The following is a 14,643-nucleotide window of genomic DNA, read 5'->3' on the forward strand; positions in this document are numbered from 1 at the left end:
TTATCCGAAAATCAACGTCTTGACGACGACCGGGATCGCCAGGCCGCCCATAAGCGGGCGCCCCAGGTCCAGATAGTCGCCGGGAATCGCCTGGATGCTGTCGATGCAGATCAGGCGGCGGTCCGGCAGGCGCCTGCGGAGCGCCTGTCCGAGCACCTTGGCGAAGTCGTCCTCCACGAGCACGAGCAGCGGCTCGCCCTCGGGGATCGCGGAGCTTGCGCGCACGAGGGCGTCGGCCAGGCGGCAGACAGTCGCGTATCCGGGACGCTTCACGCGGTTGATGCAGAACACGAGGTTGCTCGCCGCGGACTCGCCGAGATACCAGGCCGCCTGGCGCGCGAGCTTATCGCCATCCCCCTCGAGCGCGGCGCGCTCGGCATCCTCCGTGGCGAAAAACGCCGGGAGATTCTTCATGGGGAACAGGCCCTCGTCGGTGAACTCGATGGTCGAGCCGCTCACCGTCGTGGTGTAGGAGCCGGCGCCCACCACGGTCGCGCGGATCGTCTCGCGCGGCTCGATGAGCTTCGCCGCGCGCGGGATCAGTCCCTCGCGCAGGCTCGCCGCCAGGATGGGACCGATGTCGCCGTAGCGGAACCAGTCCGTGTGCGGCCGGTAGATCGCCTCGGACACGCCGCCGGAAAACGACACGCAGTCGATGGGCACGCCCACGGCGAGGTCGCTTCCCTCGGGCGTGCGGATCTCGTCGCACAGGGGCGTGCGCGGGCAGAGGCCGAGCGCTTCGGCCAGCAGGCCGGCCATGCGGTCGGTCACGCGGCGGATGGTGCCCGCGTCGGCTCGCCGACGACGAGCTCGATGCCCAGGCTCCGCGCGACCGCGGCGATGCGCGGGCTCACGTAGGTCATGCGACCGTCGGCGTCCACGCGCACCAGGCGCCCGCCGATGTCCCAGCATGCCTTGGAGACCAGGTCTCCGCAGTGGAACACCGCGATGTTGGAGGTGCCGCCCCCCACATCGACGTTGGCGACGGTGCAGGCGAACTCACGCGAGTAGTCCTGGGCGCCGGCGCCCTTGGCGGCGATGATGGACTCCAGGTCGGGACCGGCGGAGGCCACCACGAACTCGCCGGCGAGCTCGGACATGCTCTCGGTCACGAGCTCGGCGTTCTCCTTGCGGGAGGACTCGCCCGTGATGATGACCGCACCGGTCTGCACGTCGGCCGGCGTGATGCCGGCGCGCTCGTATTCCCGCTCGATCAGCGAGGCGACGGCCGCCACGTCGATCCGGTTGCCCGACGCCTGCGGCGTGGGGTAGATCTCGGAGCGGTAGACGATCTCGGCGCCCGTGATGGCGACGTGCGGAGCCGTGAAGCCCGACGCCGTGTTGGCCACGGCGAGACGGCTCACGACCATGCTCGTGGTGGACGTACCGATGTCGATGCCCACGCTCGTGATCGTGCTCGCGTCCATGGCAGCCTCCTTCCTCTTATCGATTCCGGTAACAGATGGGTGATGCGGGAAGGGCGGCCGGCGCGGTGCCTGTCGCCCATTTCCGCAGATGGTTTAGGCCTCGGCGACCGCGGGCTCGTCGAGCTCGCCGCGCTCGCGCATGCGCTTGACCTCGGGGACCGCGAGCAGCCGGGCGAAGATGATGCCGATGATGCCGCCGCAGACCTGTCCAACCAAGATCGGGATCAGCAGGTTGGGCTGGAAGTTCACGTTGAAGGCCAAAAAGTCGCCCAGGCAGTAGCCGGCGCAGGCGAGGAACGCGAACACCACGACCTTGTCCTCATCGCGCATCTTGGCGATGAAGGGGAACAGGGCGAGGCCGTTGGGCAGGCAGGCCACGAGGCCCACGGAGCCGTTGGCGTCCAGACCGGCCAGACGGCCGAGCTTGGCGAGCGGCTTGCCCAGGTACTTCTGGATGAGGGTGACCATGGGCAGGGCGCCGGTGAGCATCATCGCGATGGTGCCCAGGATCTCAACGGCGCGGCTCGCGTTCTCCTCGTCGGCGAGGATCGGGTCGAAGCCCCAGCCGATCGTGCTCGAGAAGATGCCGGTGTAGTGCTCCACGATCACGCAGACCACCACGGCGGTCAGGGCGCCGGTGAGCACCTTGCCGAAGATGGCGAAGCCCTTCATCATGCCCTCGGGGGCGAGCTTCAGGCCGATGGCCATGAGCACGCAGATGATGACCAGCGGGATCATGTTCACGGCGATCATGCCGAGCGTGAGGTTGACCACGTAGTCCGTCGCGGCGCCGGAGGCGAACACCGTGGCGATGGACGGATGCGTGAAGCACACGATCAGGCAGGAGATCAGGATGCCGAACGGAACGGACAGGAAGCCAGACAGGGTGCCGAGCGCGAGGAACTTGTGATCGCGCTTCTCAAGGGACTGCAGGCCGATGGGGATGTTGAACGCCACGGTGGAGGCGCACATGAAGCCGGTGGCGATGACCAGCGGGTACAGATCCGGGGTCTGGCCGATCTCCGTCGCGAGGGCGAAGGAGCCGCAGTCGGGCGGGAACACGAAGGCGGAGGCCACGACCGGGTCGGCGCCGATGAGGCCGAACACGGGCCCGATCACGTTCAAGACGAACTGAGAGACGAAGGGCACCGCCGCCATGAGGCCGCAGATAGGGATGAACATGCTGGCCATGATGTTGAGGCCGCCGAGGAAGGCCTGGCCGAGCTCGGACTGGTCGTCGATGGCGTAGGAGATGCCGCCGATCACGCAGCAGATCATCATGATCCACGTGACGATGGTTCCGATGATTTCCATGCGAAGTAACCTCTTTCTCTTCCCTGCGAGCGGTTACTCGGAGATGAGCTTGAGGTAGTCCTCGAACTTGGGGTCGTCGAGGAAGCTGCAGGCCTGGACGGCGCGGACGCGACCGTACTCCCAGTAGAAGTCGGCGTCCTTGCCGTAGCAGATCTGGACGAGCGACCAGGTGGACCAGTGGGTGGTGACCAGGAACTTGTTGATCAGCAGACGGGCCTTCTGCTCCTCAGTGGGCTCGCCGCCGCAGTAGGCGCCGAAGTAGATCTTCTCGCACTCCTCGTTCAGCGGATTCTCGACGCAGACGCAGGCGCAGTCATAGTAGGGGTCGGTCATGCCGGAGTACTCCCAGTCGATGACGCGCATGGTGCCGTCCTCCTGGAGCATGAAGTTCTCGGCGAGGGTGTCGCAGTGGCAGGGAGCCTGCGGCGCGGGATGCTTGGCGTAGGCCTCGGCGATGCGGCGCAGGGCGTCGGACATGCGGTCCCAGCCCTCATAGCGCTTGTCGTAGTTGTGCTCCTCGAGGATGGAGACGTACTCCTTGACCTTGGCGATCGGGTCGAAGGTGGAAGCGAAGGTGGAGCCGGAGTTGTGATAGCGGTTCATGACGCGGCCGGCCTTCTCCATGACCTCGGTGCGGGTCTGGAAGTCGGCGGGGTGCATGGTGGGAGCATCGATGTACTCGACGATCTGGGAGCCGGTCTTCTCGTCATAGTAGAAGATCTCGGGAGCGATGCCCTGGAAGGCCATCTGGCCGGCGTTCTGCTTCTCGCCCGGGCGGTTGATGTAGTTGGCGGTACCCTTGCCGGCGAGACGGATGGCGATCTGGGTACCGTCCTCGAGCACGGCGCGGAAATTCTTGTTGGTCAGGCCGCCGGGCATGATCTCGAGCACGGCCAGCCCCTGCTTGAAGATGTCGCGGGTGATGTTCACAAGACGCAGGAAGTCGTTGATTTCGTCGTTGGCGATGACGTCGCCGAACACGGACTTGTTGCGAGCGGTGATTTCGGACATCAGGTCCCCCTCTTGGAATGGCGGCGCAGGCCCGTGATCGGCCAGGCCCGCGCCATGTTGACACGGTGGTTTCAAAGGACCCGGCGTTTTCCGCGTCGCCGGATCTCATACCTGCTCAAGAGGGGCCTTGAACACGTAAAGACGAGTGAATCGCCTGCACCGGACCGCTAAGGCCCGTGTGCGTGACCTTATTCTGTCCCTTTGTGCTGCACCAAGGTCAACGACATTTGTCAACTTTTTTGCTCGTTTTTGGGTATACTGAGGAACATTTCAGAGCCGCAGGCACGGACGGCACCTGGCGCCACGCCCTCGGGCGCGGCTCATTCCTCGCGTCGCGTAAGCGACGCACCCTGCTGCCGCGAAAGAGGTCACCCATGAAAAACGACCTGCTCTCCATCACCGAGCTCGCCCGCCTGCGCAAGGTGACGAGCGAGACGCTGCGCCACTACGACCGCGTCGGCCTGATCAAGCCCGATTACGTCGACCCGCAGACCCGCTACCGCTACTACTCCATCCGCCAGTACGAGCGCCTGGGCACCATCAAGGAGCTCCGCTCCCTGGGCCTTTCCGTCGAGGAGATCAAGGAGTACTTCGACGGCCGCAACCTCGAGAAATCTCTGCGCATCCTCAAGGAGCGCCAGCGCTTGCTCATCCGCGAGATCGAGGAGAAGATGCTGCTGTCGCAAGTGCTCGCGCGCAAGCTGCACTTCCTCGACGACGTGCGCCACCTGCCGGCCATCGGGGTGCCCTTCAAGTGCCACATCCCCAAGCGCTACCTCATCACGTTCGGCGAGCCCGCGGGCGGCCCGCGCGAGCACGCCTTCGCCTTCACCAAGCTCGAGCAGTACCTCACCGACGTCGCACCCGTGCTGGCGAGCGACTGCATCGGCGTGTACTGCGACCAGCGCATCCTGTATCCCAGCGAAAGCTACATCCCCTGCGTGCCCATGCTGTTCGTGCAGCCCGACAGCATCGAGAAGGACCACATGGTCACGGTGCCCGCCAACGAGTACCTGTGCATGTTCTACCGCGGGACCGGGCTGGAGGAGTACAACGAGTCGTTTGAGCTGCTCAAGCGCTACCTCGACCTGTACAACCTTGACATCGCGGGCAACATCTTCCAGATCTACAAGATCGACAAGACCGTGACCGACGATCCGGAGGAGACTCTGCTGGAGATCCAGGTGCCCATCAAGCTCGCCAAGAAGCCCGACGAAGACGCATCTTCCTCGTAGATGCACCCGCCCCCGGCGGCAGGCGCGAGCGACCCCCTGTATATATAAGAAAAGAACCCCTCGGTTGCGCTGAGGGGTTCTCTTTAGAAAGGAGAGGGCAGATTGGATACGAGGGATCGTATGCTGCTCGTGATTTAGGCGCGGGCCTTCTTCTTGCGGTAGGCGATGTGGGAGAGGAACTCCTGCATGATGCCGGCCGCGGCGATGGAGGTGATGCCGGAGGGATCGAACATCGGGGCAACCTCGACGATGTCGTAGCCGATGATGTTCAGGTCCTTGAGGCCACGGATGATCTCGAGGGCGTCCGCGGTGGTGAAGCCGCCGGGGACCGGGGTGCCGGTGCCAGGGGCGCAAGCGGGATCGAGGTAGTCGATGTCGAAGGTCAGGAAGGCCTTGGCGTCGCCCACGCGCTCGATGATGCGCTCGATGACGGCCTCGTTACCGATCTTGTGGTGCTCGTCGGCCTTGATGGCGGCATAGCCCAGATCGGAGGAGCGGGTGAGGTCCTCGGGGCCGTACAGGCCCTCGCGGATGCCGACCTGGATGGACTTGGAGGTGTCGACCAGGCCCTCCTTGGCGGCGTGATAGAACGGGGTGCCGTGGGTGTAGTCCTTGCCGAAGTACTTGTCGATGGTGTCATAGTGAGCATCGAAGTGGATGAGGGCGACAGGGCCGTTGACCTCGGCGCAAGCGCGCAGCTCGGGCAGGGTCACGGAGTGGTCGCCACCCATGGCGACGGGGATGACGCCCTTCTGGAAGATGGGCAGCATGCCCTGCTTGATGACGTCGAAGGAGTCCTCGACGTAACCGGGGACGGAACCCAGATCGCCGTAATCGACGCCGGAGCACTCCTCGAAGATGTCGACGCCCAGCGGGCCGCTGTACGGCTTGGCGGCAAGAGCGGACATCTCACGGATGGAAGCCGGTCCCTGGCGGCATCCGACACGGAAGGTCGCGCAGGTGTCGAAGGGGATACCGAGGACGGCGAAGTCGACATCGTCGAGCACGGACTCGTCCTCGACGAGCTCCATGCGCATGAAGGTCTTGACGCCGGAGAAGCGCGGAGACATGAGAGAGTTCTTAGGCTTGTAATGCTTGGACACGACAATCACTCTTTTCAGTACTCGTGAGCGCGTGCGCGCTCGTCGGTCTCGATCCGCTGCGTGCACCGGTGTCGCGGGGCGCGGACCCCGAGACGCCGCTGTGTCTGCGCGCGGCCGATCGCTTCTGCAGCGCGGAGCCCCTTCCGCGCTAACCAAAGCTTCGATGCTTGTGCAGCACAAAGGTCAAATCCACCCTCCGCGAACGGGCGGAAATCGCCCGCAAACGGAAAACCAGCAGGTCACAGCTGTGCACTGTTGACGAACAGAGCGATGTGGCATAGGGTACGGGCACATCGCCCACGGGTTGTAAGAAATCTGTCAGGTTTCGGTTACCCGTCTGTGACTAGAGCCCCACGCCCCCATCGAAAGCCATACAATGCGGATGCTGCCCGCTCCCTGTCCGTCCGGGCGCGTCCGCTGCGGAAAGGAGCCGAAGGCGCCATGTCGCGTATCCCGATCGTCGATTGCCACACGCACACCCACTTCTCCGACGGGGAGTCGACGTTCACGGAGGTGATGACCGCCGCCGCGGCGAACGACTGCCGCGTGCTCGCCTTCACCGACCACCTCACCCTACCCGCATCCATGGACCCGGAGGGCGACGCCATGGTGAGCGAGGCCGACCTGCCCGCACGCCGCCGCGCCTTTGAGGAGACGCGCGAGCTCGCCGCGCAGATCGCCCCGAACATGGAGCTGGTCTACGGCTTCGAATGCGATTGGTACCGCGGCTGCGAGGACAACGTGCGGCGCTGGAGCGAAGGGGCGGTGATCCGCCTGGGCAGCGTGCACTGGATCGGAGACCCCGGCGACATCGGCGCAGGATCGACCGGCATGGTGCCCGAGGGCAGCGTCGAGCCGGCGGGAACCCCCGGCACCGGCTGCGGCTGGATCGACAACAAAGACGATCTCCACCTGTGGGATGAGCTCGGACCCGACGAGGTGTGGCGCCGCTACGTGGACGACTGGTGCCACGCGTGCGAAAGCCCGCTCGAGTTCGACGTCATGGCCCATCCCGACCTTGCCATGCGCTTCGCCAACGAGGGCTACGCGCCCACGATGGACCTGACCCCGCTGTGGGACCGCATGGTCGAGTGCGCCCACGACACCGGCCGGCGCATCGAGGTCTCCACAGGCGGCAAGCGCAAGCGCGTGCTCGACTACTACCCCACCCGCAGGCTGCTCGAGAAGTTCTGCCGCGCCGAGGTGCCCATCACCTTCGGATCCGATGCACACCGCCAGAGCCATGTGTGCTGGGGCATCCTCGAGGCCCAGGCGTTTGCGCACGAGTGCGGCTACCGCACGTTCGACGTCCCGCGCGCCGACGGCAGCTGGCACAAGGTCCCGCTGGGACAGAACTGGCAGCTGGCATCCCCGGTCTCCGCGCGCTGAAATCGACAGGACGGGAGCAACGTGTATATTCCCGTGCCGAAACTGCATAAAAATCCGTTTCGAGCAAAACCTACAGTAACAGTAGGCTGAGTTTGGTGCGATTTTTGAGGCCCAATTCCTCACCATCGCTACACCCCTCAGCATTTCCGCAGGAAACAACTGGGCAAATGCCGAGGGGTGCGGCGCATGTGGGCAGAAGGCACCGAAAAATCGCACCAAACTCGATATACACGTTTTTTGAGCGCTCGGGGATGGGTTGATTGGGGACGGGTTCATTTCAACCCATCAGCGCCCGTGCCGAGGGGCCGCTCGCCACGGGCGACCGGCGCGTTGGCGTATACTTCGCAGAGGTATCATGCAATCTCCGTCGGCCCGCCCGACGCGCAAAGGAGGCCCCATGGCGAGCATCAGTGTCGATTACTATTCCTCTTCGCTCATGCGCACGACCACGCTGAACGTGATCTTGCCGTTTGATAACCCAAACGACGCGTGGGCGGTCGACGCCAGCCTGCGCCGCGACCCGCACAACTGGGACGCCGCCCCCTACCCGCCGCACAAGGCGCCGTTCCGCACGCTCATCCTGCTGCACGGCATCAATGGAAACCATACCGACATCATCTCGGAGACCCGCATCACCAAGTGGGCGGCCGACCACCAGCTCGCCGTCGTCATGCCCTCGGGCTACAACGCGTTCTACGTCGACAACCCCGAGACGCACAACTACTTCGGGCGCTTCGTGGGCCTCGAGCTGCCGCACGTCGTCCGCCGCATGTTCCCGCTGTCCGAGCGCCGCGAGGACATGTTCATCGGCGGCATCTCCATGGGCGCGTACGGCGCGCTGCGCAACGGCTTCAAGTACGCCGAGAACTTCGGCGCCATCATCGCCCTGTCCAGCGCCATGATCATCGACAACTTCGACGCGCTCATCCGCGACGAGCCGTTCTTCCTGTCCCGCCCCTTCCTCGAGTCGACGTTCGGCGACCTCAACCGCGTCATCGACTCCGACAAGGATCCCGCGCGCCTCGCCGCCGACGTGGTCTACTGCGATCGCCCGCGCCCGCGCGTCTTCATGGCCTGGGGATCCTCCGATCCCCTCGCGCAGCCCAACCGCGTGCTGGCGGCCCGCCTGCGCGGCACGGGCATCGAGGTCGAACAGCGCGAGTTCGCCGGCGGCCACGACTGGGACTTCTGGAACCAGGCACTTCCCCAGGCGCTCGATTGGCTGCCGAGGGACTAGTTTTACCGAATCGACGCGCCCTGCAAAAGGCGCGTCGGGTATAACAGAATAAGTTCGGCTCCACGAGCTGCACGTGAAGGAGAGATCTGCAATGGCATTGCTCAAAGTCGATTTTTATTCCAACTACCTTCAGCGCAACGTCATCCTGACCGCCGTCATACCCGTCGACAAGATGGACGGCCCCAAGCTCGCCAAACGCCGCCAGGGCCCGTACCGCACGGTCTATCTGCTGCACGGCCTGTTCGGTCGCGATTACGACTGGATCGACAAGACGCATGTCGTCGAGACCGCCGAGGCCCGCGACGTAGTCGTCATCATGCCGTCGGGCGAAGACGGTCTGTACCTGAACAAACCCGAGATCAACGAATGGCACGGCAAGTTCATCAGCGAGGAGCTCGTCGATGTGACCCGCCGCTTGTTCCCGCTGTCGCGCAAACGCGAGGACACCGCACTCGCCGGCATCTCCATCGGCGCCTACACCGCCCTGATCAACGGCCTGCAGCGACCCGATCGCTTCGGCAGCATCATCGCCCTGTCCGGCGCCTTCATGCGCGACCGCATCATCGAGGCGGTCGAATCCCACTCGCCGCGCAAGCGCAGGTACTACGAGCGCTGGTTCGGCGACCTCGACACGGTCATCGGCAGCGAGAAGGACTACGTCGCCATGATCGACCGCTTCAAGAACGACCCCGACCTGCCCAAGCCCAAGTTCTACGGCGCATGCGGCGAGCACGACAACCTGTGCGAGAACAACCGCGAGGTCGTGGAGCTTCTGCAGGACGCCGACTTCGACGTCACGTACTGGGAGCCCGAGATCGGCAGCCACGAGTGGCCGTTCTGGAACGCATGGATCGACTGCGCGCTCGACTGGTTCGCCCCCGGCGAGATGAAACCGTCGTCGGCCAACGTCGACTACTCCGGCATCACCAACCTGCGCCCGCCCGATGAGGGCAAGTTCGTGCTCAAGGACAACGACTAGCTCAAAGGAGCCGCCATGGCCGCGCCCATACTCGTCATCGTCGCGCACCCCGATCTCGGCGGGGCAAGCCGCGTGCACAAGCGCTGGGTCGAAGAGCTCGCACGGCACGCGGACGAATTCGAGGTGCGCGACCTATACGCGCTCTATCCGAACGGCGCTATGGACGATGCGGGTATCGCCGCCGAGCGGGCCGCCCTGGAGGCGCACGGCACCGTCGTGTTCCAGTTCCCCGTCTACTGGTACAGCGCGCCGGCCCTTTTGCGCACCTGGACCGATGAGGTCTACGGCTTCGGCTGGGCATATGGCGGCGAGACCGCGGCGCCGGGCGAGCCGGGACGCGCCTTGGCCGGCAAGCATTTCGCCGTCGCCATGTCCGCAGGCGACATCGAGGCCAACTACTGCGCCGAGGGCACCGTCGGCTTCACGCCCTCAGAGGTCATCGTCCCCTTCCGCGCCACCGCGAACTATGTGGGCGCCACGTGCGAGCCCGAGCCGTTTGCCCTGTTCGGCACCGAGAACGGCCTGACCGACGAGGAGCTTGAGAGGAGTGCCGCGGCCTACGTGTCGTGGTTGCGCGGGCTCCCGCGCGGGTAGGCAGGCCCGCGCCCCCACATGATCCCATCCAAAAAGAGCACCACCCAAAAGGGTGGTGCTCTTTTGCTTCGGTTCTTCCGCCCTACATGAACTGGGAGTTGTACAGCGCCGCGTAGGCGCCGTCCGCCGCCAGCAGCTCGGCGTGCGTCCCCTGCTCGATGATGGTTCCGTGCTCCATGACCAAGATGAGGTCCGCGTCCACGATGGTGGACAGGCGGTGCGCGATCACAAAGCTCGTGCGCCCGTGCATGAGCGCCTCCATGGCGTGCACGATCGCGTGCTCGGTGCGCGTGTCCACGCTCGATGTCGCCTCGTCCAGGATGAGGATCTTCGGATCCGCCAGGATCGCGCGGGCGATGGTGAGCAGCTGCCGCTGCCCCTGGCTGATGTTCTCGGCGTCGTTGGCGACGCGCGTCTCGTAGCCGCGCGGCATCGTGCGCACGAAGAAGTCCACGTGCGCCATGCGCGCCGCCGCCACGACCTCCTCATGGGTGGCACCGGGCTTGCCGTAGGCGATGTTCTCCTCGATGGTCCCATCGAACAGCCACGCGTCCTGCAGCACCATGCCGAAGTTCTGGCGCAGCTCCTCGCGCGTCATGGCGTGCGTGTCGACGCCGTCGAGCGTGATGCGCCCGCCATCGACCTCGTAGAACCGCATGAGCAGGTTGATGAGGGTCGTCTTGCCCGCGCCCGTGGCGCCCACGATGGCGATCTTCTGGCCCGGCTCGACCGAAAACGACACATCGCGCATGAGCGGGCGCTCGGGATCGTAGCCGAAGCGCACGTGCTCGAAGGCCACGCGGCCGCACACGGGCTGCTCGACGTGGGCCGCGAGCTCCGGCGTCGGGTCGGGCTCGACCTCCTGCTCATCCAGAATGTCGAACACGCGCTCCACGCTCGCCAGCGCGCTCTGCAGCGTGTTGACGGTCATGGACATCTGCGTGAGCGGCTCGGACGCCTGCATGATGTACTGGAAAAACGCCTGGAACGTGCCGAGCGTGAGCCTTCCTGCCACGAGCATGCCGCAGCCGAGCACCGCGATGACCACCTGCGACACGCGTCCCACGAAGCGGATGGCGGGCGCCGCCGCATTGGTGAGGAAGTCGGCCCGGCGGCTCGCGTCGGCGAGCTTCCGCGTCAGCGCGCGCATGTCGGCAGAGCTTGCGCCCTCGCGGTTGAACGCGCGGATGATGACGCGGCCGCTGTAGGCCTCCTCGACCGCCGCGGTGAGATGCCCCACCCACTTCTGGCGCTCGGCGGCAAGAAGCAGCGTGCGACGCGCCGCGAGGCGGGTCAGCACGATGGACAGCGCCGAGAACACCAGGAACACGCAGGCGAGCATCGGGCTGTAGACGAACATCATGGTCACGGCGCCGATCACGCTGCCGATCGCCATCAGCAGGCGCAACAGACCGGTCTGCAGGACCTCGGACATCTTGTCCAGGTCGTTGGTGGCGCGGCTCACGACCTCGCCGGGCTTGCGGCTGTCGTAGAACGAAAGCGGCAGGCGGTTCAGCTTGCGCGCGATACGGTTGCGCAGCATCAGGTTCAGGCGCTCGGCAAAGCCGGCCATGGTGAACGTCTGGATCGAGTAGACCACGAACGCGATGGTCCATACGCCCAGGTAGACGGCGATCTGCCGGCCGCCGCGGTCCCAGGTCACCACGAAGTCGCGACCCTGGGCGAACGACGCCTGGATCTCGGTCCACAGCGTGTCGATGACATCGGCCGAAAACGCGGGCGCGGCGACGCTGAACACCGTGTAGAGCACGACGCACACGATCACGATCGCAAAGCGCCACTGCTGCCCGCGCGATTCGCTCCACAGGCGGCGGATGGTGCCCCAGGTGTCGCGCGGCGCCTGCGGCTCGTCGTCGGCGCCGTCGAGGGCACGCTCCTCGAGCTCGACGTCGCGCTCCGTACGCTCGCGTTCGTCATCCCTATGCTTAGCGCTGGTCATCGCCCGCACCTCCCTTCATCTGAGAATCCGCAATCGCCCGGTACACCGCGCAATCACGCATGAGCTCCTCATGGGTCCCAAGACCCACGACGACGCCGTCTTTGAGCACGACGATCTGGTCGGCGTGCAGGATGGTCGAGATGCGCTGCGCGATGATGAGCACCGCCGCGTCGCGCGTCTCGTCGACGAGCGCCCGGCGCAGCGCCGCGTCGGTCTTGAAGTCGAGCGCCGAGAAGCTGTCGTCGAAAATGTACAGGTCGGCGTGCTTCATGAGCGCACGCGCAATCGAAAGGCGCTGGCGCTGGCCTCCCGAGAAGTTCGTGCCGCCCTGCGCCACGCGCGCCTCGAGCCCGTCGGGCAGCTCGTCCACGAAGCCCGCCTGGGCGACCTCGAGCACATGGTGCATCTCGTCCTCGGTGGCGCCCTCGTTGCCGAACCGCAGGTTGCTCGCCACGGTTCCCGAGAACAGCCACGCCTTTTGCGGCACGTACGCGATGCGGTCGCGCAGGGATTCCTGCGTCATGGTGCGCACGTCGGCACCGCAGAAGCTCACCGAGCCGTCCGTCACATCATGGAAGCGCAGCAGCAGCTTGGCCACCGTCGACTTTCCCGAGCCGGTCGAACCGATGATCGCCGTGGTCTGCCCGCGGCGGCACGTGAAGGTGAGGTCGTGCAGCGTGTCCTCGTCGGCATCCGAGAACTTGAACGTCGCGTGGTCGAACGCCGCCACCGCCTCGTTTCCGCGCGCGTCCGCGGCAGCACCCTTGGCGGCGCCCGCGGCGTCCGCGCCGTCCCGGATCTCCGGCACGAGGTCGACGACCTCCGAGGCGCGGTCCAGGCACGCCTTGGCGCGCGGCAGCGTGAGGGCCACCATCTGCGCTGCCATGATGTAGAACAGGATGAGCATGGCGTACTCGAGCACCGCCGAGATGCTCGCGATCTCCATCGCATGCGCGCCCACTCGGTTTCCGCCCAGCCACAGCACGGCGACCTCGGCGATGTTCATCAGAAAGAAGCTCGCCGCGTCCACGCCCGCGAACATCATGTTCACCTTGATGGCCGAGCTGGCGTAGTCGGAGAACACCTCGTCCAGACGGCGCTCCTCGTGGCGCTCCTTGGTGAAGGCGCGGATGACGCGCACGCCGATGATGCTCTCGCGCAGCACCACGTTCATCCGGTCGATCAGCTTCTGCAGGCGCATGAAGATCGGCGCCGCGTTCACGATGGTCACCACGGCGATGACCATGACGACAGCCGTCACGGCGGCGAGCAGCATGCCCATCTGCCAGTCGATCAGGCACGCCATGAAGATGCCGACGATGCACAAAAACGGCAACGGGAGCACCATCTGGATCGTGGCGATGATCGACTGCTGGACCACATTCATGTCGTTCAACGAGCGCGTGATCATGGAACCGGTGCCGAAGCGCTCGAAGTCGCTGTTCGAAAACGCAAGCGAGCGCTCGTAGATGGCGTCCCTGATATCGCGGGCGACGTTTGACGCCAGGCGCGCCGCAAGATACGTGCCGGTGATCGCGCCACCGCTCGCCAGCATCGACGCGCCGAGCATGAGCGCACCGCCCTGCACGATGTGGTTGAAATCGCCAGTCGCGATGCCCGTGTTCACCATATTCGCCAGCATGGTGGGAACGAGCAGCGTGCCCGTGTTGTCGAGCAGCACGACCAGCAGCGTGATCGCCACGAGCTTCTTGTGCGGTCGTAAGAACCTGAGCAGCAGCCTCATGCATCCTCTCCCTTCCCGTTGCGCTCAGCGGCCGTGGCCCTGATACGGTTCATCTCTGCTACCAATGCGTTCGTGTAGGCGCGCGCATGATCGAGCAGCGCCCGGCGCTCCTGCGGCGTGAGCGAGCAGAACGCACGGCGCTCCGCCTGCTGGGCGGGCCGGATATACCGGTCCGCGAACGCCTCGCCCGCCTCGGTCAGCGAGACGGTCTTGTTGCGCCGGCTTCCCTCGACGAAGCCCAGCTCGATCAGGCCCTTCGCCTCCATGGCCTTAATCGCGGAGTTGATGGTCTGCTTGCTGTAGGCCCAGGAGTCGGACAGCACGCGCATCTCGACCGTGCCGCCCGCGCGCTCCACGTCGTACAGCATCCAGTACGCGCATGTCGACAGGCCGCAGTCCCGGGCGAACAGATAGTAGACGCGGTCCGCCTCCTTGTACATGCAATCGAGTTCGCGCGGGTCGTTCGGCTCCTCCGCGCATGGACGATCCTGTTCCACGTCATCCCTCCGTCCTCAAATCGGCAAGCCATACTAGTCCGATTTCGGATAAACGTCAACAGGAGAAGCTCTGGACATTTCTTGCAGACCCATCTGGACCAGCCGCCGGACAGCCATAAAAAACACCCGCTTGCGCGCAGGCGCAGGCGGGTG

General features: G+C 65.3%; 11 protein-coding genes and 1 pseudogene. 5 read left to right on the top strand and 7 right to left on the bottom strand.

Annotated features, from left to right (window positions below; all coding sequences use genetic code 11):
• The 3 genes and pseudogenes from BN3789_RS13455 to BN3789_RS01555 all read right to left on the bottom strand — a co-directional run bounded on the left by BN3789_RS13455 (nucleotide 1) and on the right by BN3789_RS01555 (nucleotide 3,752).
• Nucleotides 1–1,427: pseudogene (locus tag BN3789_RS13455) on the bottom strand (ethanolamine ammonia-lyase reactivating factor EutA).
• Between the two features lie 93 nt (nucleotides 1,428–1,520).
• Nucleotides 1,521–2,741, bottom strand: coding sequence for an ethanolamine utilization protein EutH (locus BN3789_RS01550; protein ID WP_066829074.1), 1,221 nt, complete (start codon nucleotides 2,739–2,741; stop codon nucleotides 1,521–1,523).
• Between the two features lie 33 nt (nucleotides 2,742–2,774).
• Entirely contained in the window at nucleotides 2,775–3,752 is a 978-nt protein-coding gene (locus BN3789_RS01555) for a choline/ethanolamine kinase family protein (RefSeq protein WP_066829077.1), read from the bottom strand.
• A gap of 374 nt (nucleotides 3,753–4,126) precedes the next feature.
• Between BN3789_RS01555 and BN3789_RS01560 the strand changes: the two genes are divergently transcribed.
• Nucleotides 4,127–4,987 (top strand): MerR family transcriptional regulator, encoded by an 861-nt coding sequence (locus tag BN3789_RS01560; protein ID WP_066829079.1) that lies wholly within the window; start codon nucleotides 4,127–4,129, stop codon nucleotides 4,985–4,987.
• Between the two features lie 134 nt (nucleotides 4,988–5,121).
• On the opposite strand, the gene speB is transcribed toward BN3789_RS01560, so the two are convergent.
• Nucleotides 5,122–6,090: an agmatinase gene (speB, locus tag BN3789_RS01565; protein ID WP_202615052.1), complete on the bottom strand. Its 969-nt coding sequence runs from the start codon at nucleotides 6,088–6,090 to the stop codon at nucleotides 5,122–5,124.
• Between the two features lie 441 nt (nucleotides 6,091–6,531).
• Here speB and BN3789_RS01570 point away from each other — a divergent pair, with 441 nt between their 5' ends.
• The 4 genes from BN3789_RS01570 (at nucleotide 6,532) to BN3789_RS01585 (ending at nucleotide 10,289) form a co-directional block, all read left to right on the top strand.
• Nucleotides 6,532–7,479, top strand: coding sequence for a PHP domain-containing protein (locus BN3789_RS01570; protein WP_066829081.1), 948 nt, complete (start codon nucleotides 6,532–6,534; stop codon nucleotides 7,477–7,479).
• 397 nt (nucleotides 7,480–7,876) lie between these two features.
• Nucleotides 7,877–8,716: an alpha/beta hydrolase gene (locus BN3789_RS01575; RefSeq protein WP_066829083.1), complete on the top strand. Its 840-nt coding sequence runs from the start codon at nucleotides 7,877–7,879 to the stop codon at nucleotides 8,714–8,716.
• A 91-nt stretch (nucleotides 8,717–8,807) separates the two neighbouring features.
• Nucleotides 8,808–9,695 carry an alpha/beta hydrolase gene (locus BN3789_RS01580; protein ID WP_066829085.1) on the top strand — a complete coding sequence of 296 codons (888 nt, stop codon included), beginning with the start codon at nucleotides 8,808–8,810 and terminating at the stop codon, nucleotides 9,693–9,695.
• 15 nt (nucleotides 9,696–9,710) lie between these two features.
• Entirely contained in the window at nucleotides 9,711–10,289 is a 579-nt protein-coding gene (locus tag BN3789_RS01585; RefSeq protein ID WP_066829087.1) for an NAD(P)H-dependent oxidoreductase, read from the top strand.
• An 82-nt stretch (nucleotides 10,290–10,371) separates the two neighbouring features.
• Here BN3789_RS01585 and BN3789_RS01590 read toward each other — a convergent pair whose 3' ends face one another.
• The 3 genes from BN3789_RS01590 to BN3789_RS01600 are packed head-to-tail and all read right to left on the bottom strand — an operon-like array spanning nucleotide 10,372 to nucleotide 14,490.
• On the bottom strand, nucleotides 10,372–12,249 hold the full coding sequence (locus BN3789_RS01590) for an ABC transporter ATP-binding protein (RefSeq protein WP_066829090.1): 1,878 nt from the start codon (nucleotides 12,247–12,249) through the stop codon (nucleotides 10,372–10,374).
• Complete coding sequence (locus tag BN3789_RS01595) at nucleotides 12,236–13,993, bottom strand: ABC transporter ATP-binding protein (protein WP_066829092.1); 1,758 nt, start codon at nucleotides 13,991–13,993, stop codon at nucleotides 12,236–12,238. Before BN3789_RS01595 ends, BN3789_RS01590 begins: the two co-directional genes overlap by 14 nt.
• Nucleotides 13,990–14,490, bottom strand: a complete 501-nt coding sequence (locus tag BN3789_RS01600) for a MarR family winged helix-turn-helix transcriptional regulator (protein ID WP_143753760.1) — start codon at nucleotides 14,488–14,490, stop codon at nucleotides 13,990–13,992. Before BN3789_RS01600 ends, BN3789_RS01595 begins: the two co-directional genes overlap by 4 nt.
• Nucleotides 14,491–14,643 lie beyond the last annotated feature (153 nt).

Source organism: Collinsella ihumii (assembly GCF_900046475.1).
GTDB classification, from domain to species: domain Bacteria; phylum Actinomycetota; class Coriobacteriia; order Coriobacteriales; family Coriobacteriaceae; genus Collinsella; species Collinsella ihumii.

Bases quoted from the DNA above. Each gene is read 5' to 3' on its own strand.
- BN3789_RS01550 (WP_066829074.1), bottom strand. From the start codon at position 2,741: ATGGAAATCATCGGAACCATCGTCACGTGGATCATGATGATCTGCTGC.
- BN3789_RS01555 (WP_066829077.1), bottom strand. From the start codon at position 3,752: ATGTCCGAAATCACCGCTCGCAACAAGTCCGTGTTCGGCGACGTCATC.
- BN3789_RS01560 (WP_066829079.1), top strand. From the start codon at position 4,127: ATGAAAAACGACCTGCTCTCCATCACCGAGCTCGCCCGCCTGCGCAAG.
- BN3789_RS01570 (WP_066829081.1), top strand. From the start codon at position 6,532: ATGTCGCGTATCCCGATCGTCGATTGCCACACGCACACCCACTTCTCC.
- BN3789_RS01575 (WP_066829083.1), top strand. From the start codon at position 7,877: ATGGCGAGCATCAGTGTCGATTACTATTCCTCTTCGCTCATGCGCACG.
- BN3789_RS01580 (WP_066829085.1), top strand. From the start codon at position 8,808: ATGGCATTGCTCAAAGTCGATTTTTATTCCAACTACCTTCAGCGCAAC.
- BN3789_RS01585 (WP_066829087.1), top strand. From the start codon at position 9,711: ATGGCCGCGCCCATACTCGTCATCGTCGCGCACCCCGATCTCGGCGGG.
- BN3789_RS01590 (WP_066829090.1), bottom strand. From the start codon at position 12,249: ATGACCAGCGCTAAGCATAGGGATGACGAACGCGAGCGTACGGAGCGC.
- BN3789_RS01595 (WP_066829092.1), bottom strand. From the start codon at position 13,993: ATGAGGCTGCTGCTCAGGTTCTTACGACCGCACAAGAAGCTCGTGGCG.